Genomic DNA, 24,964 nt, shown 5'->3' with positions numbered 1-24,964 from the left:
GATCGCCACCGTGTGGCGATCCCCCCTTCGTCGTGGGTGGTCCGTCAGACCACGAGCGGACGATCGGTCGGGTTGATCGGCCGGGGCAGCTGCGAGCTGCCCATGAGGTGCGCGTCGACCCCATGGGCGGCCGCGCGACCCTCCGCGATGGCCCAGACGATGAGCGACTGCCCGCGACCGGCGTCGCCGGCGACGAAGACGCCCGGCACGGAGGTCTGGTAGTCGCGGCCGCGCACGATGTTGGAGCGCTCGTCGGTCTCGAGGCCGAGCTGGGCGACAACGCCGTCCGGCTCCGGGCCGAGGAAGCCCATGGCGAGCAGCACGAGCTGCGCCGGCAGGACCCGCTCGGTGCCCTCGACCGGCTCGAAGCCGGCGTCGGTCCGCTCGACCTCGGTGAGGCGCAGCCCGCTCACCTTGCCGTCCTCGTCACCGAGGATCTCGGTGGTGGAGACCGCGTAGACCCGGTCGCCACCCTCCTCGTGCGCGGAGGCGACGCGGAAGAGCATCGGGTAGGTCGGCCAGGGCTGGTTGCCCGGTCGCTCGTTGCCGGGCTGCGGCATGATCTCGAGGCTGGTCACCGACTTCGCGCCCTGCCGGATCGAGGTACCGATGCAGTCGGCGCCGGTGTCACCACCACCGATGATGATGACGTCCTTGCCCTCCGCGGTGACCTGGTCCTCGACCTCCTCGCCGAGCGCGACCCGGTTGGCCGGCGGGAGGAAGTCCATCGCCTGGACGATGCCGTCGAGCTCGCGGCCCGGCACCGGCAGGTCCCGGGGCACGGTGGCGCCGACGGCGAGGACGACCGCGTCGTACCGGTCGCGCAGCTGCTGGCCGGTGATCTCGGTGCCGATGTCGACGCCGGAGCGGAAGCGGGTGCCCTCGGCCTTCATCTGCTGGATGCGGCGGTCGACGATCCGCTTCTCCATCTTGAACTCGGGGATGCCGTACCGCAGCAGCCCACCGGGCTTGTCCGCGCGCTCGTAGACGGCCACGGTGTGACCGGCACGGGTCAGCTGCTGGGCGGCGGCGAGGCCGGCCGGGCCGGAGCCGACGACCGCGACGGTCTTGCCGGTCAGGCGGTCCGGGATCTGCGGCGGGACGTCGCCGCGGCCGAAGGCCTCCTCGATCGTCGTCACCTCGACCTGCTTGATCGTCACGGCCGGCTGGTTGATGCCGAGCACGCACGCGGTCTCGCAGGGGGCCGGGCAGAGCCGACCGGTGAACTCCGGGAAGTTGTTCGTCGCGTGCAGCCGCTCGATGGCGTCGTGCCAGTGACCGCGCCAGGCGAGGTCGTTCCACTCGGGGATGAGGTTGCCGAGGGGGCAGCCGGAGTGGCAGAACGGGATGCCGCAGTCCATGCACCGGCCGGCCTGACGCTGCAGCTGGCCTGCCTGCTGCTCCTCGTACACCTCCTTCCAGTCACGGATGCGCACGTCGACGGGTCGACGGGCGGGCAGCTCGCGCTCGCGGGTGGTCAGGAATCCATGCGGGTCAGCCACGGGAGGCCTCCATGATCCGGTCCCAGACCTGCGCGCCGTCGAGGTCGAGACCCTCGGCCTCGGCGTCGGCACGCACGTCGAGGACGCGCTGGTAGTCGCGGGGCAGGACGAGCGAGATGCGGTCGTACGCCGCGTCCCCCTCGTCGAGCAGGCGCCGGGCCACCGCGGAGCCGGTGTGCTCGAGGTGCTGGGTCAGCAGCTCGCGCACGACCTCGCGGTCGCCGGTGCGAAGGGGGGTGACGTCGACGAGCTCGCGGTTGACGAGCGACTCGTCGAGGTCGAGGACGAAGGCGTTGCCACCGGACATGCCGGCGGCGAAGTTGCGCCCGGTGGGTCCGAGGACGAGGACGGTGCCACCGGTCATGTACTCGCACCCGTGGTCACCCACCCCCTCGACGACCGCGGAGGCGCCGGAGTTGCGCACGCAGAAGCGCTCACCGACGACACCGCGCAGGAAGAGCTGGCCCGAGGTCGCGCCGTAGCCGATGACGTTGCCGGCGATGACGTTGTCCTCGGCGACGAAGGGAGCGTCCTCCGGCGGGCGGACGACGACCCGTCCTCCGGACAGGCCCTTGCCGACGTAGTCGTTGGCGTCACCGACCATCGTCAGGGTGATCCCGCGGGGCAGGAAGGCCCCGAGGCTCTGCCCCGCCGAACCGGTGAGCGTCAGCTCGATCGTGCCGTCCGGCAGCCCCTCGGGGTGACGCTTGGTCACCTCGTGGCCGAGCATCGTGCCCAGGGTCCGGTTGACGTTGCGCACCGGGAACTCGCCCGTGACGTGGCTGCCGTCCTCGAGCGCCGGAGCCGCCAACTCGATGAGCTGGTGGTCGAGCGCCGCCTCGAGCCCGTGCTCCTGCGCCTTGGCGTGCCGGACACCGGACCCGTCGAAGGAGCTGACCCGGGCGAAGATCGGCCCGAGGTCGAGGCCGGAGGCCTTCCAGTGGTCGATCGCCTTGCGGGTGTCGAGCAGGTCGACCCGCCCGACCGCCTCGTCGAGGGTGCGGAAGCCGAGCTCGGCGAGCAGCTCACGCACCTCCTCGGCGATGTACTCGAAGAAGGTCTCGACGAACTCCGGCTGGCCCGAGTAGCGCGAGCGCAGCTCGGGGTTCTGCGTCGCGATGCCGACCGGGCAGGTGTCCAGGTGGCACACGCGCATGAGGATGCAGCCGCTCACGACGAGCGGGGCCGTGGCGAAGCCGAACTCCTCGGCACCGAGCAGCGCACCGATGATCACGTCGCGACCGGTCTTGATCTGGCCGTCGACCTGCACGACGATCCGGTCGCGCAGCCCGTTGAGCACGAGGGTCTGCTGGGTCGAGGCCAGACCGAGCTCCCAGGGACCGCCCGCGTGCTTGAGCGAGGTGAGCGGCGAGGCGCCCGTGCCGCCGTCGTGCCCGGAGATGAGCACCACGTCGGCGTGCGCCTTGCTCACGCCCGCCGCGACCGTGCCGACTCCGACCTCGCTGACGAGCTTGACGTGCACGCGCGCCTGCGGGTTGGCGTTCTTCAGGTCGTGGATCAGCTGCGCCAGGTCCTCGATCGAGTAGATGTCGTGGTGCGGCGGCGGGCTGATGAGGCCGACGCCCGGCGTCGAGTGCCGGGTGCGGGCCACCCAGGGGTAGACCTTCGGGCCGGGCAGCTGCCCCCCTTCGCCGGGCTTGGCGCCCTGGGCCATCTTGATCTGGATGTCGTCGCTGTTCGTCAGGTAGGTCGACGTGACGCCGAAGCGTCCCGAGGCCACCTGCTTGATCGAGCTGCGACGCACGGGGTCCATGAGGCGGTCGAGGTCCTCGCCGCCCTCACCCGTGTTGGAGCGGGCGCCGAGTCGGTTCATCGCGACGGCGAGCGTCTCGTGCGCCTCCTGGCTGATCGAGCCGTAGCTCATCGCGCCGGTGGAGAACCGCTTGACGATCTCGCTGACCGGCTCGACCTCCTCCAGCGGGACCGAGGGCCGCTCCTCGCCGTCGGCGAGGGCGAAGAGCCCACGCAGCGTCATCAGCCGCTCGGACTGCTCGTTGACCCGGGCGGTGTACTGCTTGAAGATGTCGTAGCGCCGAGCCCGCGTGGAGTGCTGGAGACGGAAGACCGTCTCCGGGTCGAAGAGGTGCGGCTCCCCCTCCCTTCGCCACTTGTACTCGCCACCGACCTCGAGGTTGCGGTGCGGCGGACGCATCCCGGCAGGCGGGTACGCCGTGGCGTGCCGTGCGGCCGTCTCGGCAGCGATGACGTCCAGCCCGACGCCGCCGAGCTGGCTGACGGTGCCCGTGAAGTACTCGTCCACGAGCTCCTGGCTCAGGCCGAGGGCCTCGAAGACCTGGGCCCCGCGGTACGAGGCGACCGTGGAGATGCCCATCTTGGACATCACCTTGAGCACGCCCTTGCCGAGGGCCTTGATGAGGTTGCGGACCGCGGTCTCCTCGTCGACCTCGGTGATGACCTCACGGCGGACCATGTCCTCGACCGACTCCATGGCGAGGTACGGGTTGACCGCCGCGGCGCCGTAGCCGATGAGCAGGGCCACGTGGTGGACCTCGCGGACGTCGCCGGCCTCGACGATGAGCCCGACCTGGGTCCGGGTCTTCTCCCGGATGAGGTGGTGGTGCACCGCGGAGGTGAGCAGCAGCGACGGGATCGGCGCCAGGTCGCGGCCCGAGTCACGGTCGGACAGCACGATGAACCGGGCTCCGGCCGCGATCGCCTCGGACACCTCGGAGCAGATGAGGCTCAGCCGCGCACGGAGGGCCTCCTCGCCACCGGTGACGTCGTAGAGACCACGCACGACGTGACTCACGCGCCCCGCGCTGGCGCGGTCGGCGTCGATGTGCACGATCTTGGCCAGCTCGTCGTTGTCGATGACGGGGAAGGGCAGGACGACCTGGCGAGCGTGCTCGGGGTCGGCGGCCAGGACATTGCCCTCGGGGCCGATGGCCGTCCCGAGCGCGGTGACGAGCTCCTCGCGGATGGCGTCCAGGGGCGGGTTGGTCACCTGGGCGAACATCTGGGTGAAGTAGTCGAAGACCAGGCGCGGCTTCTCCGACAGGACCGCCACCGGGGTGTCGGTGCCCATCGAGCCGAGGGCCTCCATCGCCTTGGTCGCCATCGGCGTCAGCAAGATCTTCAGCTCCTCCTGCGTGTAGCCGAAGGTCTGCTGGCGCCGGGCCACGGAGGCGGGCGTGTGCATGATGTGCTCGCGCGGGGGCAGGTCGCCGAGCATGATCCGGCCCTCGTCGAGCCACTCACCGTAGGGGTGCTCGGCGGCGAGGCTGCCCTTGATCTCCTCGTCCTCGACGATCCGACCCGCCGCCGTGTCCACGAGGAACATCCGACCGGGGGTCAGGCGGCCCTTCTGCACCACGTGCTCCGGCTCGAGGTCGAGGACCCCGGACTCGGAGGCGAGGACCACGAGGCCATCGTCGGTGACCCAGTAGCGACCGGGACGCAGGCCGTTGCGGTCGAGGACCGCGCCGACGAGGCTGCCGTCGGTGAAGGTGACGCAGGCGGGCCCGTCCCAGGGCTCCATGAACATGGAGTGGAACTCGTAGAAGTCCTTGAGCTCCTGGGGCATCGTCGCGTGGTTCTCCCACGCCTCGGGGATCATCATCAGCACCGAGTGCGGGAGGGAGCGACCGCCCAGGTGCAGCAGCTCGAGCACCTCGTCGAAGGACGCGGAGTCCGACGCCTCGGGCGTGCAGATCGGCATGACGCGCTGGAGGTCGCCGGGGATGATGTCGCTGGAGAGCAGGGACTCGCGCGCCCGCATCCAGTTGCGGTTGCCCTTGACCGTGTTGATCTCGCCGTTGTGGGCGATGAAGCGGAAGGGGTGGCTGAGCGGCCAGCTCGGGAAGGTGTTGGTGGAGAAGCGCGAGTGGACCAGGGCCAGCTCGCTCTCGAAGCGCTCGTCGGACAGGTCCGGGTAGAACGGCTCCAGCTGCGCGGTCGTCAGCATGCCCTTGTACGCGATGGTGCGGGCCGACAGCGAGGCGAAGTACACCCCGGTCTCGCGCTCGGCGCGCTTGCGGGTGACGAAGGCGAGCCGCTCCAGGGTCATGCCCGAGACCTCGCCACCGGGGGCGGCGACGAAGAGCTGCCAGAAGTCCGGCATGCAGTCGCGGGCCATCTGGCCGACGATCTGCCGCTCCACGGGGACCTGCCGCCAGCCGAGGACCTGCAGGCCCTCCTCCTTGGCAATCTCCTCGATGCGCTGGGTCATCGCCTCGCGCTCGGCGGCGTCGGTCGGCACGTAGGCGGTGCCGACGGCGTAGTGCCCCGCCTCGGGCAGGGTGAAGTCGACGACCTCGCGGAAGAAACGGTCGGGCACCTGCGAGAGGATGCCGGCCCCGTCGCCGACGAGCGGGTCGGCGCCCGTGGCGCCGCGGTGCTCGAGGTTGGTCAGGGCGAGAAGGGCGTGGTCGACGATGTCGTGACCGGCGTGACCGCGCATCGTGGCCACCATCGCGACGCCGCAGGCGTCCTTTTCGGTGTCACGGCGGTACAGACCGGTGTCAGGAGGAAGGGCCGACCAGCGCTCGTAGGGGGAGAAGGACACATGGGTCACGTCGGGTCACCGTCCTCGGTGGGTGGATTCGGAAAAGTACCCGACACCATCAGATGGCACCGGGTACTTCGTCAGGGGGGTGCGGACGTCGACGGCCGCGGTGCGCTGAAGTATAACAGCGCCCTGTCTTACCTAGTGAGAGTTGAGTTCTCACCATCTGAGACGTACGTCTCCTTCGACCGGGCCGCTCGGCGACCCAGGGAGATGTAGAGAACCACACCGAGGACGAAGACGACGACGCTTGTCCAGATGTTGACGCGCAGTCCGAGGATGGTGTTGGCCGCGTCGGTGCGGATCGACTCGATGACGATGCGCCCCACGGGGTAGCCCGCGATGTACAGCGCCATGACCTGGCCCGGGGCGAACCGCACGCGTCGGTCGAGGACGAGCAGCAGCACCGCGAGCGCGAGGAGGAAGAGGGACTCGTAGAGGAAGGTCGGGTGGAAGGTGCCGAGCACGATCGGGTCACCGGCCGCGTCGACCGCGGCCCGACCGGCACCGCTGTCCCACTCGTGGATCTCCAGGCCCCACGGCAGGTCGGTGGCCGGTCCGTAGATCTCGTTGTTGAACCAGTTGCCCCAGCGCCCGATGGCCTGGGCGACGAGGATGCCCGGGACGACCGCGTCGGCGAAGGTGAGAAAGGACACCTCGTAGCGCCGGCAGGCGATCCACGCGCCGAGCGCGCCGAGGGCCACCGCACCCCAGATCCCGAGACCGCCCTGCCAGATCTTCAGGGCGTCGATGGGCGACCCGCCCTCGCCGAAGTACGGCTGGGGGGTGGTGATGACGTGGTAGAGCCGGCCGCCGACGATGCCGAAGGGCACGGCCCACATGGCCACGTCGAGCACGACCCCCTCGTCTCCCCCGCGGTCACGCAGGCGCCGGTCGCCCATCCAGACGGCGACGAAGATCCCCGCGAGGATGCACAGGGCGTAGGCGTGGATCGTCAGGGGTCCGATCTCGAGGACCCCGACGGTGGGCGAAGGGAGGACGGTCGGCATCACTGGGTCGACACCAGGTCCTGGGGGACCTCGCCCGTGGTGAGGATCTCCTCGAGCCGAGCGGTGTCGGCCTCTCGCGTCTGGGGGTTCAACAGCCCGCCCCAGTTCAGCTGGGTGTCGTCGACCACGACGGTCGGGGTGCCCTTGATCCCGTCCTTGGTGCTCGCGTCGTCGACGCTCTTGACGTAGTCGACATAGGTCCCGTCGTCGGTGCACTGCTGCCAGGCGTCGAGCGCGTCACCGGACAGGCCGGCGTCCTTGGCCGCCTGCGTGTAGGCCTCCTCGGCGAACCCGTCCCGCGTCTCGGTCGCGGGCTGGAGGGCGAAGAGGGCCGAGTGGTACTCGGACCACACGCCCTGGTCGGCCGCGCAGACCGCGCTGGAACCGGCCACGGCCGAGGACTCGCCTCCGGTCATGCTGTCGATGACCGTCTTCAGGTGCACCCGCAGGCGGATCTTGCCGTCCTTGGCCAGCTGCTCGACCGTGTCGCCCATCGTCTGCTCGAAGGTCGTGCAGACGGGGCACCGGAAGTCCTCGTAGACGTCGACGACGGGGGCGTCGGCCGCGGGCTCCGCATCGGCGAAGGGTTCGAGGGGGGCGCCCTTGGTCACGCCGTCGGGCAGCTGGCTGGCACCACCCGCGCTGCCGGTGTCGCGGGAGGCCCAGATGACGCCACCGATGATCAGGGCCATGGCCAGCACGACGACGATGCCGGCGACGACGATGGTGTTGGCGCCGCCTTTCGCGCCCTTGGCGGCGGCCTGGGCCTTGGCCTTGCGGTCGTTGGTGCTCATGGACGCTCCTTGTCGGCTCCGAAGAGGGCGCGGTCGAGGCTGAGGGTGGACGAAGGGCGCGCGACGAGCCAGGCGCCGCACAGCGCCAGCCCGAGGTCGCGCAGGATCTCGCTGCCGTACCGGGTCTGGTCGGCGTCGACCTGGCCGCCGCCACCGAAGCAGCCGCAGTCGATCGTCAGCCCGCGGGCCCAGGCCTGGGCGATGCCGATGACGAAGGCGAGCATGAGCACGGTGCCCAGCAGGGCCGAGGTCCGGGTGAAGAGTCCGAGGACCAGGAGCACGCCGACGACGATCTCGATCCACGGCAGGGCGTAGCCGACCCAGCGTGCGACCTCGAAGGGCATGACCTCGTAGGCCTGGACCGCCCGGGCTGCCCCGAGGGGATTGCCGATCTTGAGCGCTCCTGCGACGACGAGCACGACACCCAGGACGAGCCGGGCGAGCAGGCCGACGTGGTCCCGCACGCGCGGGCTCACGCCCTCCCCCGCACGCCCTCCGCGAGCGCAGCGGTGAGCTCACGCAGCGCGGTGAGACCCTCGTCGCGGCCCCGGTCGAGGAGCGTGGCCACGAGGGCCGAGCCCACGATGACGCCGTCGGCGAAGGTCGCGACCTCGGCGGCCTGGGCGCCATCGCTCACACCGAGCCCCACGCACAGGGGCAGGTCGGTGGCCTCGCGGACCCGGGAGACCAGCTCCGGCGCGCTGCTGCCCACGCTGCCGCGCGTGCCGGTCACGCCCATCGTCGAGGCGGTGTAGACGAACCCGGTGCAGGCCTGCGTGACGACGGAGATGCGCTCCGGGGTCGAGCTGGGGGCCACGAGGAAGATCCGATCGAGACCGTGCCGCTCGCTCGCCTCGCGCCACTCCCCCGCCTCCTCCGGGATGAGGTCGGGCGTGATCATCCCGGCGCCTCCCGCCGCGGCGAGGTCGGCGGCGTACCGGTCGACACCGCGACGCAGCACGAGGTTCCAGTAGGACATGACGACGGGCACCGCGCCCGCGTCGCTGACCGCTGCGGTGGCGCGGAAGACGTCGTCGACGTGCACCCCCTTCGCCAGGGCCTCGGTGGCGGCGCGCTGGATGACGGGACCGTCCATCACCGGGTCGCTGTAGGGCATGCCGACCTCGACGATGTCGGCGCCCGCCTCGGCGAGCGCGGTCATGGCCGCGAGCGACCCCTCGACGTCGGGGAACCCGACGGGCAGGTAGCCGATGAGCGCGGCGCGCCCCTCGGCGCGGCAGCGGGCGAAGACCTCGTCCAACCGGCTCATGCCTGACCGTCCTCGTCGTCGACCAGACCGAACCACGCGGCGGCCGTGTGCATGTCCTTGTCGCCGCGCCCGGAGAGGTTGACCAGGACGAGCCCGTCGGGCCCGACCTCGCGGCCCACGTCCAGCGCGGCGGCCAGGGCGTGCGAGGACTCCAGCGCGGGGATGATCCCCTCGGTGCGGCAGAGCAGCTGGAAGGCGTGCATGACCTGCTCGTCGGTGGCGTAGCGGTACTCCGCCCGCCCGGTGTCGCGCAGGTACGAGTGCTCGGGACCGACGCTCGGGTAGTCCAGACCCGCAGAGATCGAGTGCGTCTCGAGGGTCTGGCCCTGGTCGTCTTGCATGAGGTAGCTCATCGCGCCGTGGAGCACGCCCGGCTCGGCCGTGGCAAAGCGCGCGGCGTGACGACCGGTCTCGACCCCTTCGCCGCCGGCCTCGACGCCGATCAGCCGGACGCCGGTGTCGGGGACGAAGCGGTGGAAGATGCCCATGGCATTGGACCCACCACCGACGCAGGCGATGACGGCATCGGGCAGGCGTCCGGTCAGCTCGAGGACCTGGGCGCGGGCCTCCTCGCCGATGATCTTGTGGAAGTCACGGACCATCTCCGGGAAGGGGTGCGGCCCGGTCACCGTGCCGAGCACGTAGTGCGTGTGCTCGACATTGGTCACCCAGTCGCGCATGGCCTCGTTGATGGCGTCCTTGAGGGTCGCGCTGCCGTGCTCGACCGCGACGACCTCGGCACCGAGGATCTTCATCCGGGCGACGTTGAGGGCCTGGCGCTCGGTGTCGACCCGCCCCATGTAGACGGTGCACTCCAGCCCCATGAGCGCGGCCGCGGTGGCCGTGGCCACGCCGTGCTGGCCGGCACCCGTCTCGGCGATGACCCGGCTCTTGCCCATCCGCTTGGTGAGCAGGGCCTGCGCGAGCACGTTGTTGATCTTGTGGCTGCCCGTGTGGTTGAGGTCCTCGCGCTTGAGGATGATCCGGGCGCCGCCGGCGTGCTCGGCGAACCGGGGCACCTCGGTGATGATGCTCGGGCGGCCCGTGTACGTGCGGTGCAGCGCGGCGAGCTCGTCGATGAACTCCGGGTCGACGAGCGCCTTCTGCCGGGCCTCGTCGAGCTCCTCGAGCGCCGGCACGAGCGCCTCGGGCACGTACCGCCCACCGAAGGCGCCGAACCGGCCCGGGGTGGGCGGTGTGGCGTCGTCGTCACGGTCGGTCGTGAGGTCCTCGTCGCTCATGCCCGGCTCGCCGCCTCGATCATCGAGCGGACGCCGGCCGCGGGGTCCCCGCCGACGACGAGTGCCTCACCGACGAGGATCGCGTCGGCTCCGGCCCGGGTGAAGAGGGCCGCCTCGTCGGGGCCGCGCACGCCGGACTCGGCGACCCGCACGCACTCCGGCGGGATGAGCGGAGCGAGCCGGGCAAAAGTGTCGATGTCGACGTCGAGCGTGCGCAGGTTGCGGTTGTTGACGCCGATGACCGTCGCGCCCAGGTCGACCGCGCGAGTGGTCTCGGCCTCGTCGTGGACCTCGACGAGGCAGGTGAGGCCGAGCGAGCCGGCGAGGGCCATGAGGTCGGCCAGCCGGCGGTCGTCGAGGGCGGCGACGATGAGCAGGATGATGTCGGCGCCGTGAGCGCGCGCCTCCCACACCTGGTACTCGCTCACCATGAAGTCCTTGCGCAGCACCGGGAGGTCGACTGCTGCACGCACGGCGTCGAGGTCGTCGAGGCTGCCGTCGAAGCGGCGCTGCTCGGTGAGCACGGAGATCGCGCTGGCGCCGCCCTCGGCGTAGGCGGCCGCGAGCGCGGCGGGGTCGGGGATCTCGGCGAGCGCGCCCTTGCTGGGGCTCGTGCGCTTGACCTCGGCGATGACCGACAGGCCGGGGCGACGGAGGACGGCCTCCGCGTCGCGGGGCGCGGGCATCCCGTCGCACCGGCGCTGGAGCCGCTCGAGCGAGGTGATGGCCTCGCGTCCGGCGAGGTCCTCACGGACTCCGTCGATGATCTGGTCGAGGACGCTTGGCATGGCCACAGGCTAGTCGACGCTCGGGTCGTCCCCGAGCGTGACCCGGTCCCAGTCGGAGTCGACCCGCTCACCCCGGGACCCGCTCACCGACCCGGCCTCGGGGTCGCCGCCGGGTCGCTCGTACTTGCGGCCGAGGCCTCCCCAGCCACGGCCCCCGATGATGCCGCCGACGAGCGCCACGAGCAGCACGAGGCAGGCCGCGATGGCGACCCACGGCCAGATGGTCGCGGACCCGGTGGCCTCGAGGGTCGCCGTTCCGCCGGAGTGCGTCGCTGCGACGGACCCGAGCACCTGGGGCGCATCGACGATGGCGCGCACGGACAGGGCCGCGACGCCGGCGGCCACGAGGCCGAGCACCGTGAGGCAGATCCACCGGGCGATCCGCCCCGAGGTGGTGGCCGCGATCGCCGCGGCCATCGCCACCAGGGCGAGACCGGCCAACCCCGGAGCGGCCTCCGTGCCCACCGCGGCGGTGCGCACGGGTCCGGCCACGTCGTTGACCGTGCCGGTGATCCACTCCGCGCGGCCGGCGGCGAGCATGATGATGCCCGCGAGGATCGCGAGCAGGACGACGACGACCTTGCGTCCGAGCACCCTCATCGCGCACCACCGACGGGTCGGACGGCCCGCGCGGCCGCGACGGCCGCGAGGGCGCTGCCGGCCTTGTGCACCGTCTCCTCCTGCTCGAGGCTCGGCACGGAGTCGGCGACGATGCCTGCGCCGGCCTGCACGTGGGCGACACCGTCCTTGACGAGTGCGGTGCGGATGGCGATCGCCATGTCCATGTCCCCGTGGAAGTCGAGATAGCCGACGACGCCGCCGTACACGCCGCGCCGGCTGCGCTCGTACTGCTCGATGAGCTGCAGGGCCCGGGGCTTCGGTGCCCCGGAGAGGGTCCCGGCGGGGAAGGTGGCGACGAGCACGTCGAACGCGTCGGCCCCCTTCGCCATCTCGCCGACGACCGTCGACTCGAGGTGGATGACGTGGCTGTAGCGCCGCAGGTTCATGAACTCGACGCAGTCCACGGTGCCGGCGGTGCAGACCCGCTGGAGGTCGTTGCGGCCCAGGTCGACGAGCATGAGGTGCTCGGCGCGCTCCTTGGGGTCGCCGATGAGGTCCTCCTCGAGCTGCAGGTCCTGCTCGGGCGTCTTGCCGCGCGGTCGCGTGCCGGCGATCGGGTGGGTGATGGCTCGGCGGCCGGTCACCTTGACCAGCGCCTCCGGCGAGGAGCCGACGACCTCGTACACCGACCCGTCGGGGTGCGGCAGCCGGACGAAGTACATGTACGGGCTGGGGTTGCTGCGGCGCAGGGCCCGGTAGACCTCGAGGGCATCGACGGGGCAGGGCGTCGAGAAGCGCTGGGAGAGCACGACCTGGAAGACCTCACCGGCGCGGATGTCCTCCTTCGCCTGCTCGACGATCTCCTCGAAGCGCTCCACGGTCACGTCGCTGGTCACGTCGGCTCGCGCGGCTGCCGCCACCTCGGGGTCGACGGTCGCGACCGTGCTCGGCGCGGGCGCGGCGAGGCGTTCGGCCATGGCGTCCAGCCGCGCGACGGCGTCCTGCCAGGCCTCCTCGACCCGCTCGTCGGTGTCGTCGTAGTTGATCGCGTTGGCGACGAGCAGCAGGGACCCGTCGCTGTGGTCGAGGACCGCGACGTCGGTGGCGAGCACCATCCCGATCTCCGGGACACCGAGGACGTCCGGCAGGACGCTCGGGACCTTTTCCCAGCGGCGCACGGCGTCGTAGGTGATCGCGCCGACCATGCCGCCCGTGAGCGGCGGCAGTCCGTCGATGGGCTCGGTCGAGAGCGCCTCGAGGGTCGCCCGCAGCGCCGCCGTGGGGTCGCCGTCGGTCGGGACACCCACCGGCGGCTGCCCGATCCAGTGCGCCTGCCCGTCCTGCTCGGTGAGCGTGGCCCGGCTCTGCGCGCCGATGATCGACCAGCGCGACCAGACGCCGCCGTGCTCGGCGGACTCGAGCAGGAAGGTGCCGGGAGCGTCCCCGGCCAGCTTGCGGTAGACGCCCACCGGGGTCTCGCCGTCGGCGACCAGGCGCCGCACGACGGGCACGACGCGGCGGTCACGGGCGAGCACCTGGAAGGTGTCGAGCTCCGGCCACGTGCGGCCGGGGGTCAGGTCCGGCACCGCCGCCGGCGCCGTCATCGGGTCTCCCCCACGACCGCCCCGAGGTCACCGGCGTCGAAGCACGTGTGGTCCCCGGTGTGGCACGCCGCGCCGACCTGGTCGACCCGCACGAGCAGTGCGTCACCGTCGCAGTCCACGGCGACGGAGCGCACGTGCTGCACGTGGCCGGACGTGTCCCCCTTGCGCCAGTACTCCTGCCGGCTGCGGGACCAGAAGGTCACCCGGCCTGACGTCAGCGTGCGGTGCAGCGCCTCGTCGTCCATCCAGCCGAGCATGAGCACCTCACCGGTGTCGTGCTGCTGGACGATCGCGGCGACCAGGCCCGCCGGGTCGCGGCGCAGCCGGGCGGCGAGGTCGTCGGGCAGGGGCGAGGACGAAGGGGTGGACACCCTTCGCATTCTGGCACCCGGGCGGCCCCGGCCGACGCACCGCCCACGGTGCGACCGCGCTACGCCACATCGCCGACCGGCGTGCCCGGGGTTACGCTGGCGCGTCATACGCACGATTCCGCCCACCGCCCCGGAGGCCCCATGATCCGCCACGCCCGCGCCGAGCGAGCCTCGCTGTGCGACACCTTCCTGCAGGTGGGACCGGATGCACCGACCCTCTGCGGCGACTGGACGACGGCCCAGCTGCTGGCCCACCTCATCGTGCGGGAGGGGCGCCCCGACCGGGCGGCCGGCATCCTCACCCCGAAGCTGGCAGGACGCACCGAGAAGGCGATGGCCGGGCTGCTGGAGGACAACGACTTCGAGACGCTCGTGGAGCGGCTGCGCCGGGGTCCTGCCCGGTGGCACCCGGCATCCGTGCCCTTCGTCGACGAGCAGACCAACCTCGTCGAGATGTTCGTCCACCACGAGGACGTGCTGCGTGCCGGGCTCGGCGCACCGCGCCGATCCCTCGACCCGGCGATGATCTCCGCGCTGGGTGACCGCCTGGCCGTCATGGCCAAGCTCCTCTTCCGCCGCGTGGCCGACGCGGACATCGAGCTCGTCACCGCCAAGCGGCGCACGCGCGTCTCCTCCGGCAAGGGTCCGGTCGTGGAGATCCACGGCCGTCCGGGCGAGATCCTGCTCTTCGGGTTCGGTCGTCAGGCCGTGGCCGAGGTCGAGCTCATCGGTCCTCCCGACGCCGTGGAGACCGTGCGCACCACCGCCTACGGGCTCTGACTCCCCCTTCGCCGGCTGCTCGTCCGGTCACCGGGGACACCTCGGGATGAGGTGCCGGGCGAGTGGCCTCAGTCGGCGCGACCGCGCCGGACGGGCAGCCCGGCACCGTCGAGCGCATCCTTGACCTCGCCGATCGAGACCTCACCGAAGTGGAAGATGCTCGCCGCCAGCACGGCGTCGGCTCCGGCCTCCACGGCCGGGGGCATGTGGGCGGCGGCGCCGGCCCCACCGCTGGCGATGACCGGGATGCTCACCTCGGCGCGCACCGCCCGGATGAGCTCGAGGTCGAAGCCGGCCTTGGTCCCGTCGGCGTCCATCGAGTTGAGCAGGATCTCCCCGGCGCCCAGCTCGGCGGCCCGGGCACACCACTCGATCGCGTCGATGCCCGTGCGGGTGCGACCGCCGTGCGTCGTCACCTCGAAGCCTCCCGTAGGGCTCCCGTCCTCGCCCGTGCGCCGGCGCACGTCCGCGGACAGCACGAGGACCTGCGCCCCGAAGCGGTCCGCGACCTCGCTGATGAGCTCGGGACGGTTGATCGCCGCGGTGTTGACGCCGACCTTGTCGGCGCCGCACCGCAGCAACCGGTCGACGTCGTCGACGCTGCGCACTCCCCCGCCGACGGTGAGCGGGATGAAGACCTGCTCGGCGGTGCGGGTCACGACGTCATAGGTCGTCGCCCGGTCGGAGCTGCTCGCGGTGACGTCGAGGAAGGTCAGCTCGTCGGCGCCCTCGCGCCCGTACCGGCGGGCGAGCTCGACCGGGTCACCGGCGTCGCGCAGGTTCTCGAAGTTGACGCCCTTGACGACCCGTCCGGCGTCGACGTCGAGGCAGGGGATGACACGCACGGCGAGAGACACGCGGGCAGCCTACCCAGCCGCCGGTTACGCTTCGGCGCGATGTCGCCCCTCGAGCAGGTCCTCGCCCACGCCGCCACGGCGCCGCCGTCGTGCGGCAGCGTGCGGGTCATCGCCATCGACGGGCGGAGTGGGTCGGGCAAGACGTCACTGGCCCGCGAGGTCGCGCACGCCTGGGACTCGCCCCTGGTGTCCATGGACTCGATCTACCCCGGCTGGTCCGGGCTCGCGGCGGCCCCGGGGCTCTTGCTCGAGCACGTCCTGCACCCACTCGCGCGTGGCGACCAACCGGCCGTCCCGACGTGGGACTGGCTGGCGGAGCGCCCCGGCCCGGTCCTGCCCCTGGCGGTCGACGACCGGCTCGTCGTCGAGGGGTGCGGCGCGACGGCCGGGCAGGCGGGCGGGCTTGCGGGCACCCGGGTCTGGCTCGACGGCCCGGCCGACCTGCGCCGGCAGCGCGCGATCGCGCGCGACGGGGCCGTCTTCGAGGAGCACTGGGAGATGTGGGCCGAGCAGGAGGCCGCGGTCTTCGCCGCGGACCGCACCCGTGAGCGGGCACACCTGACCTTCGGGATGGCCGAGGCGGAGGGCCCGGCCTGAGAGATCCGGGGAGGCGTCCCGGCCTACCGACCGATGAGGTCGGCGAGCCGCTGCGCCTCCTCGAGAGACCGCGGCCCGTCCGAGCGCTGGATCGCCATGACCGCCACGTCCATGCCGTCGGCGAGGTCGATGCGCGGCCACGGCATCCCTTGGGAGAAGCGCAGCGCGGTCATCTCCTCCCACGGGACGAGCTCGCCCGGGCCGAGGTTGCGCACCCACAGCCCGTCGGCCCTCGGCGCGGCGTGGATGGTCGCGTACCGGGACATGAAGACCGCGACCGCGACGCCGATGCCCGCACACGTGAGCCGGTCCATGATCTCGAAGCGCTCGGGCAGCGCGATCGCCAGCACGATCGACCCGACGAGGATCGCGGCACCGATGACCGTGGAGACCACCCTCCCCCGCCGGGGGCGGAAGACGGCGGCGTCGGCACGGTCGGGGGCGCTCACAGCCGGCACGCGGAGATCTCGGTGACGAGGATGGCCCGGGCCCCGAGGTCGTAGAGCTCGTCCATGATCCGATTGGTCCGGCCGCGCGGGACCATCGCACGCACGGCGCACCACGTCTCGTCGTGCAGGGTGCTGACGGTCGGCGACTCCAGGCCCGGCGTCAGCTGCACCGCGCGCTCGACGAGCTCGGCGGGGCAGTCGTAGTCGAGCAGCACGTACTCCCGCGCGGTCACCACTCCGGTCAGCCGGCGGTGCAGCACGTCGACGCCCGCCTCGCTGGCGTCAGCGCGGCGGATCAGCACGGCCTCGCTGCGCAGGATCGGCTCGCCGAAGACCTCGAGACCCTGCTGGCGCAGGGTCGTCCCGGTCTCGACGACGTCGGCGATCGCGTCGGCGACGCCGAGCGTGATGGCGGTCTCGACGGCGCCGTCCAGGCGGACGACGTCGGCGGTGACCCCCTTCGCCTCCAGGTGCGAGCGCACGAGGCCGGCGTAGGAGGTGGCGACCCGGCGACCGTCGAGGTCGGCGGCGCCGCTCGCCTCACCGGGCCGGCCGGCGAAGCGGAAGGTCGACCGCGCGAAGCCCAGGCCCATGACCTCGGTGGCGGCCGAGCCGGAGTCGAGCAGCAGGTCGCGGCCGGTGATGCCGGCGTCGACCTGGCCCTTGCCGACGTAGACGGCGACGTCACGGGGACGCAGGTAGAAGAACTCGACGTCGTTGTCGGGGTCGGCGACGATCAGCTCCTTGCTGTCGCGGCGGACGCGGTAGCCCGCCTCGCGGAGCATCTCGACGGCGGGTTCGGACAGGGAGCCCTTGTTGGGCACGGCGATGCGCACAGCGGTCCTCTCAGAGGTGGGTGTAGACGTCCTCGACGGTCAGGCCACCGTCGATCATCAGCACCTGCAGGTGGTAGAGCAGCTGGCTGATCTCCTCGGCCAGCTCCTCCTTGCTCTGGTACTCGGCCGCCATCCAGACCTCGGCGGCCTCCTCGACGATCTTCTTGCCGATGGCATGGGTCCCCGCGTCGAGCTGCGCCACGGTGCCCGACCCCTCGGGCCGCTCGGCGGCCTTGCGCGAGAGTTCGTCGAAGAGGGTCTCGAAGGTCTTCACGAGGGACCAGCCTAGTTCGCGACCGCTGTCACACCGTCCGCGGGTTCATCGTCCGGACGCTCGGTGCGCGAGGCCCGCAGCCACACGAAGAACCCGTACAGGACGAACCCGGCGTAGACGGCGTACAGGACGGCCGTGGGCAGATACCCGCTGTGCCACAGCAGGGGCACCCCGACGAGGTCGACCCCGATCCACACCAGCCAGAACTCGTTCCACCCCCGCGCCATCGCGTAGGTCGCGAGCAGCGAGCCCATGAAGATCCACGCGTCCGCCCAGAAGTACCACCGCGGCGCGGGCCAGCCGGCCCCGAGCGTGGCGAAGACCTGCTGGACGACGACCACGCCGATGACCGCGGTGACGGCCAGGCCGAGGCGCTCTCCCCCCTTCGCCCAGCGCGGGGTGATCGCGTGCTCGTCCCCGGCGTGACGCGTCTGCTTGACCTGGCGCCAGCGGTACCAGCCGTACAGCGAGGTCGCGATGAAGAAGATCTGGCGCGCCGACTGGCCGAAGAGCGGCGCCTTGTCGTCGACCCCGAGGGTCACCCCGATGTAGACGAGGAAGAGGATCGCGTTGCCGACGATCCCGATGGGCCAGGCCCAGACCTTGCGGAGCATCCCGCCGACCGCGGAGGCCAGCCCGAAGGAGATCCCGATGACCTCCATGAGCGAGAGTCGGTGACCGGCGATCTCGACACCGGCCCCGTAGATCCATTCGATGATGGACATGCGTGGTCCCGTCCGCGCGTGCCTCTCCCGTCCGGACTGTCACCGTCGGCCCCGGAGTCTGGACCGGAGTTCACCGTCCGCCGAGGCGTCCGGGTCGCGGGCTCTCACCGCCGGTGCGGAGTTCCACCGCGTCACGTGGCACGTGCACGGACATTGTGCGAAGGGAGGGACCGCGCGGCAATTCGGCGGTCCCGTGATGCGCGACACGGGCACCAGTTGGTCCCCGCCCACGGGGACCAGTCCAGTTCGTCCCGCCCACGGGGACCAGGTTGCCTGGTCCGGGCCGGGAAACCCCGGGATGACCGGCTCACGACCCGGCCCGCCGTGGCCTTCCCGGCCCGCGGCAGGTTTCCCGGCCCGCGGTGGCGATCCCGGCCTCAGTGGCGGTGCCGCAGCGCGAGCTCCCGCAGCTCGTCGACGGCCGCGGCCGCCGACTCGGCCCCGTAGACCGCCGACCCGGCGACGAAGACATCGGCACCGGCCTCAGCGCACTGCTCGATCGTCTTCGCCGAGACGCCGCCGTCGACCTGGACCCAGATGTCGCCGCCGTGCTTCTTCACGGCCTCGCGCACCTGGGCGACCTTGGGCATCTGGTCGGCCATGAAGGACTGCCCGCCGAAGCCGGGCTCGACGGTCATGACGAGCACCATGTCGAGCTCGGGCAGCAGCTCCTCGTAGGGAGCGAAGGGGGTACCGGGCTTGATCGCCATGCTCGCCCGGGCGCCCTGGGCACGGATGTCGCGGGCGAGCGTCACCGGATCCTTGGCCGCCTCGATGTGGAAGGTCACGCTCTTGGCCCCGGCCTCCGCGTAGGGCGGCGCCCAGCGGTCGGGGTCCTCGATCATCAGGTGGCAGTCGATCGGTATCGGACTGACCTTGAGCAGGGACTCGACGATCGGCAGACCGAGCGTGAGGTTGGGGACGAAGTGGGCGTCCATGACGTCGACGTGCGCCCAGTCGGCCGTGGCGATCGCGTCGAGCTCGGACTGGAGGTTGGCGAAGTCTGCGGACAGGATGCTCGGGGAGATCTGCACGGGGATCCTTGCGGGAGAGTCGGGTTCAGGCGGTGTGGATGGACAGGATGTTGCCGACGGTGTCGTCGATCTGGAAGTGCAGACCGAGGATGTCCTTGGTCAGCTCCTCGTGGAAGACGATGTCGCCGCGCTCCTTGAGCCGGCGGTACTCGAGCTCCGCGTCGGGCACACCGAGCATGAGCGTCGAGTTGCCCTCACGGTGCTGACGCTCGCAGTACGCCTGCACGACGGGGTCCTCGATGCGCTCGAGCACGATCTGGCAGCCCTGCTCCCAGCCGGTGCTCGGGCCGACGATGAAGAGCTCGTGCTCGGGCACGACGACGACGTCCCGCATCCCGAGGACCTCGGTGTAGAAGGCGTGGGCGCGGTGCGGGTCGGTGACGTGTACCCCGGTGACGATGACGCGCATCTCAGTCCTTCTTCCTCAGCAGGGCGAGGAACATGCCGTCGGTCCCGTGCAGGTGCGGCCACAGCTGGGCGTGCGGCCCGTCGCCCAGGCCGTCGAGGGTCGCGGTGGCGCTGCCTGCCAGCAGCTCGCGGGCGTCGAGCACCTCGACGTCCTCGCGCTTCTTGAGCACGTCGCGCACGACGAAGGTCGTCTCCGGCAGGTGCGGGCTGCACGTCGCGTAAGCGATGACGCCGCCCGGGCGGGTGGCGTCGATGCCGGAGGCGAGCAGGTCCCGCTGCAGCGGACCGAGTCCGACGAGGTCGCCGGGCTGACGGCGCCACCGGGCCTCCGGCCGGCGCCGCAGCGCTCCCAGACCCGTGCACGGGGCGTCGACGAGCACCCGGTCGTAGGTCGCGGGCTCCTCGTCACCGACCTCACGCCCGTCGCCCTGCCGCACGACGATCTCCCGTCCGGCCGCGCCCGCCGCCTCACTGGCGGCGCGCAGGCTCTGCCGGACGAGCTCGGTGCGGTGCTCGCTCACCTCGTTGGCCACGAGGTCGGCGCCATGACGCAGCGCGAGGGCCGCGAGCAGACCGGCCTTGCCGCCGGGTCCGGCACACAGGTCCAACCATCGCTCGGGTGCACCGACGCCTCGACCGTCCACCGGTACGGCGGCGAGCGCCAGGGCGAGCAGCTGGCTCCCTTCGTCCTGGACCGCGGCCCGACCGTCGCGGACGGCGTCGATGCTGCCGGGGTCGCCTCCGGCGAGTTCCGCAGCGAAGGGGGACCACCGCCCGGGCTGCGCACCGGCCTCGAGGAGCTCGTCGACCTCCGCGAGACCCGGTCGGGCGACGAGCGAGACCTCTGCCGGCACGTTGTGGGCCTCGAGCAGCTGCTCGAGCACGGTGTCGACGTCGTCCTTGGTCGCGGCCCCGTGGCCGAGCAGCGCCTGCCGCAGCGCCTTGACGACCCACACGGGGTGCGAGCGAGAGACGGCCAGTCGCTCGACGACCGGCTCACCGGGGGTGACGAGGTCGAGCCACTCCTCGCGGCTGCGCTCGCCGATGCGCCGCATGACGGCATTGACGAGGCCGGCGGCACCCTGGCCGGCGGCGGATCGGGCGAGCGCCACCGACTGGTCGGCGGCCGCGTGCTCGGGCACCCGCATGCCGAGGACCTGGTGGGCCCCCATGCGCAGCACGTCGAGCACTCCCCCGTCGAGGCGCCCCACGGGTCGCTGGGCGGCCTCGGCGATGATCGCGTCATAGAGGCCCTGCATGCGCAGGGTCCCGTAGGTCAGCTCGGTGGCGAAGGCGGCGTCGCGCCCGCTGAGCCGCGCCCGGCGCAGCGCGCGGGGCAGCTCGAGGTTGGCGTAGGCACCGTCCTGCGAGACCGCCCGCAGCACCTGGTGCGCGGTCGACCGGGGCACGTCGGCCCGGCGGGCGCGCGCGGAGGGAGCGGTGCGGGAGCGCTGCCGCGGGCCCCGGTGTCCGCCCTGCCCACCCTGTCCTCGGTGTCCGCCGTCGCCTCGTCGCTGCTCGCTCACGCGCTCTCCTCTCCCAGCTGCTCGCCGTCGCCGATGCGCACGCCGCGGGCCCAGTCGGAGGCCGGCATGGGCCGCTTGCCCAGTGGCGTCACGTCGCCCAGCCGCACGGCCCGGTCGGCCGTGCCGACGAGCACCTCGCGCTTGCGGGCGTCGATCATCCCGGCGGGCAGCGCTTCGTCGGTGATCGTCACCGGGCCCAGCTTGAGCCGCTCCCCGCGGAAGGTCGTCCACGCGCCCGGAGCCGGGGTGCAGCCGCGGACGAGCCGGTCGACGGCCAGCGCCGGGTGGGCCCACTCCACGCGCGCGTCGTCGACGGTGATCTTGGGCGCGTGGCTGACCCCGTCACTCGGCTGCGGCTGCGGCTCGAGGTCGCCGCCGGCGAGGCCGTCCATCGTCGCGACGAGCAGCGGTGCGCCGGCATCGGCGAGCCGGTCGAGCAGCGTGCCCGAGGTGTCGTCGGGTCGGATCCTCTCGGTCATCGTGCCGAGGACCGGACCGGTGTCGAGGCCCGTCTCGATGACGAAGGTGCTCGCGCCGGTGATCTCGTCCCCGGCCATCAGTGCCCGCTGCGCGGGGGCGGCGCCGCGCCACGCCGGCAGCAGCGAGAAGTGCAGGTTGACCCACCCGTGGACCGGGATGTCGAGGACCTCTGCCGGCAGGAGTGCTCCGTAGGCGACGACCGGGCAGCAGTCCGGCGCCAGCTCGGTGATCCGGGCGACGAAGTCAGGGGCCTTGGGACTGGCCGGAGTCAGCACCTCCAGGCCGGCCTCCTCGGCGACGACCTTGACCGGCGACGGCTCGAGGTGGCGTCCGCGTCCGACGCGGGCGTCGGGTCGGGTCACGACGGCGACGACCTCGTGGTCGGAGTCGAGCAGGGCACGCAGGGAGGGGACGGCGACCTGTGGGGTCCCGGCAAAGATCAGTCGCACCTGCGCGAGTCTAGATGCCGATCACCCGACGCTCAGGCGCCCCACCACGACGGAGGTCAGGTCGCGGACCTTGCGCGCGCTCTCCCCGGCACGCACGTCCTTGAGTGCCGCAGCGACGAGCGGGCCGTCGGCGAAGGGAGCCGTCACCACGACCCGCCGCCGGTCCTCGGCCCCGGTGACGGGCAGTGGGCCGAGCAGCTGGGCGCTGGGTGCAGCCGCCCGGACCGCGTGGTCGATGGCCTCCACCCGGCGTCGGTCCGTGACGACCTCGGCCGTCCAGGTCGTCGGGGGCAGGGCCAGTTCGGCGCGCTCCGCGAGCTCCCGAGCGGCGAACCACTCGGGGTCCCACCTCACGAGCGCCTCGACGGCAGGGATCGTCACGTGCGAGGGCGCGCCGCAGAGCACGACCACTCCCCCGTCGGTCCACGTGCGGCCGAGCCCGGCTGCGGCGAACCACCGCCGCACGGCCTCCTCCGCCGCCCTCAGGTCGGGGCGGTCCAGGCTCGCCCAGGCGTCGAGCAGCAGGACGGCGGCGTAGCCCCCTTCGGCCACCGGCTCGGCGCCCGGGGTCGCGACGACGATCGCCGGGTCGGGGCCGACCCGCTCACGGACCTCGCCGGCACCCGAGGTGATGACCTGGGTGCCGGGGAAGGACCGGCCGATCTCCTCCGCGGTGCGGCGGGCGCCGATGATCCCGGCGCGCAGCCGGTCCCCGTCGCAGTGGGGGCAGGCGAACCCACGGGGCGAGCGGCCGCACCAGCCGCACTCGGGAGCCCGGTCGGGAGCGGGCAGCGCGAGCGGCCCACGGCACTCGGGGCACCGGGCGGGGGCACGGCAGGACGCACACGACATCGCGGGCAGGTAGCCGCGGCGGGGCACCTGCAGCAGGACCGGGCCGTCGCGCAGCGCTGCGGAGGCGGCCCGGTGGGCGGACGAAGGGATGTGCGCCCGGGCCCCCGGTCCGTCGCGTTCCTCGTCGGTGCCCTCGCCGGCGATGAGCACGCGGGGGGCCTCGCGCCGGGAGGCACCTCCGCCGACGAGGTGCACGCGCCCGGCGTCAACGAGGGCGCCGACGTCGGTGGACATCGCGAGCCCGCCGACGAGCAGGGCGGCGTCCTCGATGTCGGCGCGGGTGGCGAGGACCTCGCGCACGTGCGCGTACGGAGCGCGTGGCTCCTCGTGCAGGTCGTCGCCGTCGTCCCACCAGGCGACGAGCCCGAGATCGCGGACCGGGGCGTAGGCGGCGGCCCGGGTCCCCACGACGACCCGGACGTGACCGCGCAGCACCTTGAGCCAGGCGGTGTATCGGGCCTGCGGACCCTGGTCGGCCGTCAGCCGCACGTGCTGCCCCGGACCGAGCACCTCGGTGAGCGCGGCATCGACGCGGCCGACGTCCCGCTGGTCGGGCACGACCAGGACGCTGCCCCGCCCGGACAGCAACGCGCCCCGTGCGGCCTCGGCCAACGCCCGTGGCCAGTCCTGCTCGACGGGTCGTGAGGGTGCCGCCAGCCAGGCGGCCCGCGGTGACTCACCGGCGGCGACGCGGGACCACCAGGCGGACCCGGCCCGGTAGCCGGACCACACGTCCGGCGCGTCCGGCTGGGCAGGCGCGTCCGGCGCGTCCGCCGATGCAGGCGGGCTCTCCCCTTCGTCCTGGCCCGACCCGACCTGAGCCGCCTGCTCGCTCGGCTCGGGCGGGTCCAACGGCAGCGCCTTCTCCGCCCGGGCGTGGCGCGGCGGGACGGCGAGCCGGAGCACGTCCATGACCGTGCCGGCCTGGTGGCGCGAGATCCGACGGGCCAGCTCGAGGACCTGGGGGGTGAGCACCCTCTCCGGCGAGACGACGGTGCGGATCGGGGCGAGGCGGCCAGTGTGCTCGGCGACGTCGCTGCGCTCGACGACGTACCCGGCGAGGTCGCGCCCTGCGAAGCGCGCCTTGACGCGCACGCCGGGCTGCGCGCTCGCGTCGAGCTCCTCGGGCACGAGGTACTCGAAGGGCCGGTCGAGATGGACCAGCCCCGAGTCGACGAGGACCTGGGCGACGCGCACGGGGTCCAAGGTAACGAGGGGGTCCGTCAGCGCGCTCGCACCCGCTCAGCCCAGGCCGTGAGCAGCGCCGCGACGGTCGCTGGCTGGTCGAGGTGGACATTGTGTCCCGCCCGGTCCAGGGCGGCGAAGGTCCCGCGCGCGAGGCCGTCGGCCCACGCCCACTGGTCGGCGAACCCGACGATCGTGTCCTGGCGTCCGGTGACCACGAGGGTCGGCCCGGTGAGTCCCGCCGCGTCCGGAGCCGGCAGCTCGTAGGCGGCACCGAGCCGTCGCATCGCCTGCGGGTCACCGGCGCGCAGGCCGGGCAGCACGGCCCGGCGAAAGCGCGCCCACGACTCGGGCCCCTGGTCCACGGCAACGGCCGCGTACTCGTCGGCGTCAGCCGGGTCGAGCCCGGCCAGCAGCTCCGGGTCGCGCGTGACCTCCGCCGTCGGCAGGGTGCGCACGTCGTGCCGGGTCTGCACGACGGGCGCCAGGAGCGCCGCGCCCAGACACTGGGCGCCACGGCGAGCGGCGAGGTGGGCGGCCAGCAGACCGCCCATCGAGTTGCCGACGACGGCGAAGGGGGCCCGGCCGACCACGTCCTCGACCCACCCGTCGAGCCAGTCGAGCAGGTCCGACAGGCCCCCGCGCCCGGGCAGCCCGGGGGTACGCCCGAAGCCGGGCAGGTCGACGTAGAGCCGCTCCCAGCCGTCGGCGAGGACCTCGTCGAGCTCGAGCAGGATCCGGTGGTCGACGCCGTTGCCGTGGACGAGGAGCAGCGGGACGCCCGCCCCGCGCCGCACGACGTGCGGCACCGGACGGGCGTCCGAG

General features: G+C 72.6%; 24 protein-coding genes and 1 riboswitch. Of the genes, 2 read left to right on the top strand and 22 right to left on the bottom strand.

Annotation, left to right across the window (positions count from 1 at the left end; all coding sequences use genetic code 11):
- Positions 1-44: 44 nt before the first annotated feature.
- The 11 genes from JAN01S_RS03375 to hisI form a co-directional block, all read right to left on the bottom strand.
- A complete protein-coding gene (locus JAN01S_RS03375) occupies positions 45-1,502 on the bottom strand; it encodes a glutamate synthase subunit beta (RefSeq protein ID WP_068313678.1) in 1,458 nt (485 codons plus the stop codon).
- Positions 1,495-6,057 carry a glutamate synthase large subunit gene (gltB, locus tag JAN01S_RS03370; RefSeq protein WP_244884741.1) on the bottom strand — a complete coding sequence of 1,521 codons (4,563 nt, stop codon included), beginning with the start codon at positions 6,055-6,057 and terminating at the stop codon, positions 1,495-1,497. The genes JAN01S_RS03375 and gltB overlap by 8 nt, the downstream gene beginning before the upstream one ends.
- Positions 6,058-6,185: 128 nt before the next feature.
- The gene (lgt, locus tag JAN01S_RS03365) at positions 6,186-7,058 is read right to left on the bottom strand and encodes a prolipoprotein diacylglyceryl transferase (protein WP_169797155.1); all 873 of its coding nucleotides are present in this window, start codon (positions 7,056-7,058) and stop codon (positions 6,186-6,188) included.
- Positions 7,058-7,852, bottom strand: a complete 795-nt coding sequence (locus tag JAN01S_RS03360) for a DsbA family protein (protein ID WP_068313668.1) — start codon at positions 7,850-7,852, stop codon at positions 7,058-7,060. The genes lgt and JAN01S_RS03360 overlap by 1 nt, the downstream gene beginning before the upstream one ends.
- Positions 7,849-8,328 carry a MauE/DoxX family redox-associated membrane protein gene (locus JAN01S_RS03355; RefSeq protein ID WP_068313664.1) on the bottom strand — a complete coding sequence of 160 codons (480 nt, stop codon included), beginning with the start codon at positions 8,326-8,328 and terminating at the stop codon, positions 7,849-7,851. Before JAN01S_RS03355 ends, JAN01S_RS03360 begins: the two co-directional genes overlap by 4 nt.
- A complete protein-coding gene (trpA, locus tag JAN01S_RS03350) occupies positions 8,325-9,122 on the bottom strand; it encodes a tryptophan synthase subunit alpha (RefSeq protein WP_068313661.1) in 798 nt (265 codons plus the stop codon). The genes JAN01S_RS03355 and trpA overlap by 4 nt, the downstream gene beginning before the upstream one ends.
- Positions 9,119-10,363, bottom strand: a complete 1,245-nt coding sequence (gene trpB / locus JAN01S_RS03345) for a tryptophan synthase subunit beta (RefSeq protein WP_068313658.1) — start codon at positions 10,361-10,363, stop codon at positions 9,119-9,121. Before trpB ends, trpA begins: the two co-directional genes overlap by 4 nt.
- On the bottom strand, positions 10,360-11,151 hold the full coding sequence (gene trpC, locus JAN01S_RS03340; protein WP_068313793.1) for an indole-3-glycerol phosphate synthase TrpC: 792 nt from the start codon (positions 11,149-11,151) through the stop codon (positions 10,360-10,362). Before trpC ends, trpB begins: the two co-directional genes overlap by 4 nt.
- A 9-nt stretch (positions 11,152-11,160) precedes the next feature.
- Positions 11,161-11,751, bottom strand: coding sequence for a Trp biosynthesis-associated membrane protein (locus JAN01S_RS03335; RefSeq protein WP_084359996.1), 591 nt, complete (start codon positions 11,749-11,751; stop codon positions 11,161-11,163).
- Entirely contained in the window at positions 11,748-13,316 is a 1,569-nt protein-coding gene (locus tag JAN01S_RS03330) for an anthranilate synthase component I (protein ID WP_068313651.1), read from the bottom strand. The genes JAN01S_RS03335 and JAN01S_RS03330 overlap by 4 nt, the downstream gene beginning before the upstream one ends.
- A complete protein-coding gene (gene hisI, locus JAN01S_RS03325; protein ID WP_068313648.1) occupies positions 13,313-13,696 on the bottom strand; it encodes a phosphoribosyl-AMP cyclohydrolase in 384 nt (127 codons plus the stop codon). The genes JAN01S_RS03330 and hisI overlap by 4 nt, the downstream gene beginning before the upstream one ends.
- Before the next feature lie 132 nt (positions 13,697-13,828).
- On the opposite strand from hisI, the gene JAN01S_RS03320 reads away from it, so the two are divergent.
- A complete protein-coding gene (locus JAN01S_RS03320; RefSeq protein WP_068313645.1) occupies positions 13,829-14,467 on the top strand; it encodes a TIGR03085 family metal-binding protein in 639 nt (212 codons plus the stop codon).
- A 68-nt stretch (positions 14,468-14,535) separates the two neighbouring features.
- Here the strand turns inward: JAN01S_RS03320 and hisF are convergent, their stop codons facing one another.
- Positions 14,536-15,324 carry an imidazole glycerol phosphate synthase subunit HisF gene (hisF, locus tag JAN01S_RS03315; RefSeq protein WP_068313642.1) on the bottom strand — a complete coding sequence of 263 codons (789 nt, stop codon included), beginning with the start codon at positions 15,322-15,324 and terminating at the stop codon, positions 14,536-14,538.
- A gap of 39 nt (positions 15,325-15,363) precedes the next feature.
- Here hisF and JAN01S_RS03310 point away from each other — a divergent pair, with 39 nt between their 5' ends.
- The gene (locus tag JAN01S_RS03310; protein ID WP_068313639.1) at positions 15,364-15,921 is read left to right on the top strand and encodes a nucleoside/nucleotide kinase family protein; all 558 of its coding nucleotides are present in this window, start codon (positions 15,364-15,366) and stop codon (positions 15,919-15,921) included.
- 23 nt (positions 15,922-15,944) lie between these two features.
- Here JAN01S_RS03310 and JAN01S_RS03305 read toward each other — a convergent pair whose 3' ends face one another.
- The 10 genes from JAN01S_RS03305 to JAN01S_RS03260 all read right to left on the bottom strand — a co-directional run.
- Positions 15,945-16,379, bottom strand: coding sequence for a PH domain-containing protein (locus tag JAN01S_RS03305; protein ID WP_157075575.1), 435 nt, complete (start codon positions 16,377-16,379; stop codon positions 15,945-15,947).
- The gene (hisG, locus tag JAN01S_RS03300; RefSeq protein WP_084359995.1) at positions 16,367-17,206 is read right to left on the bottom strand and encodes an ATP phosphoribosyltransferase; all 840 of its coding nucleotides are present in this window, start codon (positions 17,204-17,206) and stop codon (positions 16,367-16,369) included. The genes JAN01S_RS03305 and hisG overlap by 13 nt, the downstream gene beginning before the upstream one ends.
- Before the next feature lie 10 nt (positions 17,207-17,216).
- Positions 17,217-17,480 (bottom strand): phosphoribosyl-ATP diphosphatase, encoded by a 264-nt coding sequence (locus JAN01S_RS03295; RefSeq protein ID WP_068313632.1) that lies wholly within the window; start codon positions 17,478-17,480, stop codon positions 17,217-17,219.
- An 11-nt stretch (positions 17,481-17,491) separates the two neighbouring features.
- Positions 17,492-18,205, bottom strand: coding sequence for a nicotinamide riboside transporter PnuC (gene pnuC / locus JAN01S_RS03290; protein WP_068313628.1), 714 nt, complete (start codon positions 18,203-18,205; stop codon positions 17,492-17,494).
- 15 nt (positions 18,206-18,220) lie between these two features.
- Positions 18,221-18,350: riboswitch (FMN riboswitch) on the bottom strand.
- Between the two features lie 232 nt (positions 18,351-18,582).
- A complete protein-coding gene (gene rpe, locus JAN01S_RS03285; RefSeq protein WP_068313625.1) occupies positions 18,583-19,239 on the bottom strand; it encodes a ribulose-phosphate 3-epimerase in 657 nt (218 codons plus the stop codon).
- Positions 19,240-19,264: 25 nt separating this feature from the next.
- Positions 19,265-19,648, bottom strand: coding sequence for a VOC family protein (locus tag JAN01S_RS03280; RefSeq protein WP_068313622.1), 384 nt, complete (start codon positions 19,646-19,648; stop codon positions 19,265-19,267).
- Between the two features lies 1 nt (position 19,649).
- Complete coding sequence (locus JAN01S_RS03275; protein WP_068313618.1) at positions 19,650-21,173, bottom strand: RsmB/NOP family class I SAM-dependent RNA methyltransferase; 1,524 nt, start codon at positions 21,171-21,173, stop codon at positions 19,650-19,652.
- The gene (gene fmt / locus JAN01S_RS03270) at positions 21,170-22,102 is read right to left on the bottom strand and encodes a methionyl-tRNA formyltransferase (RefSeq protein WP_068313614.1); all 933 of its coding nucleotides are present in this window, start codon (positions 22,100-22,102) and stop codon (positions 21,170-21,172) included. Before fmt ends, JAN01S_RS03275 begins: the two co-directional genes overlap by 4 nt.
- A gap of 21 nt (positions 22,103-22,123) precedes the next feature.
- On the bottom strand, positions 22,124-24,151 hold the full coding sequence (locus tag JAN01S_RS03265; RefSeq protein WP_068313610.1) for a primosomal protein N' family DNA-binding protein: 2,028 nt from the start codon (positions 24,149-24,151) through the stop codon (positions 22,124-22,126).
- Between the two features lie 26 nt (positions 24,152-24,177).
- A partial coding sequence (locus JAN01S_RS03260) for an alpha/beta fold hydrolase (RefSeq protein WP_306305634.1) occupies positions 24,178-24,964 on the bottom strand: 787 nt, incomplete at its 5' end.

The organism is Janibacter anophelis NBRC 107843, assembly GCF_001570945.1.
In the GTDB taxonomy this organism is placed as follows: domain Bacteria; phylum Actinomycetota; class Actinomycetes; order Actinomycetales; family Dermatophilaceae; genus Janibacter; species Janibacter anophelis.
This window is presented reverse-complemented; position numbering and strand designations above follow the sequence as displayed.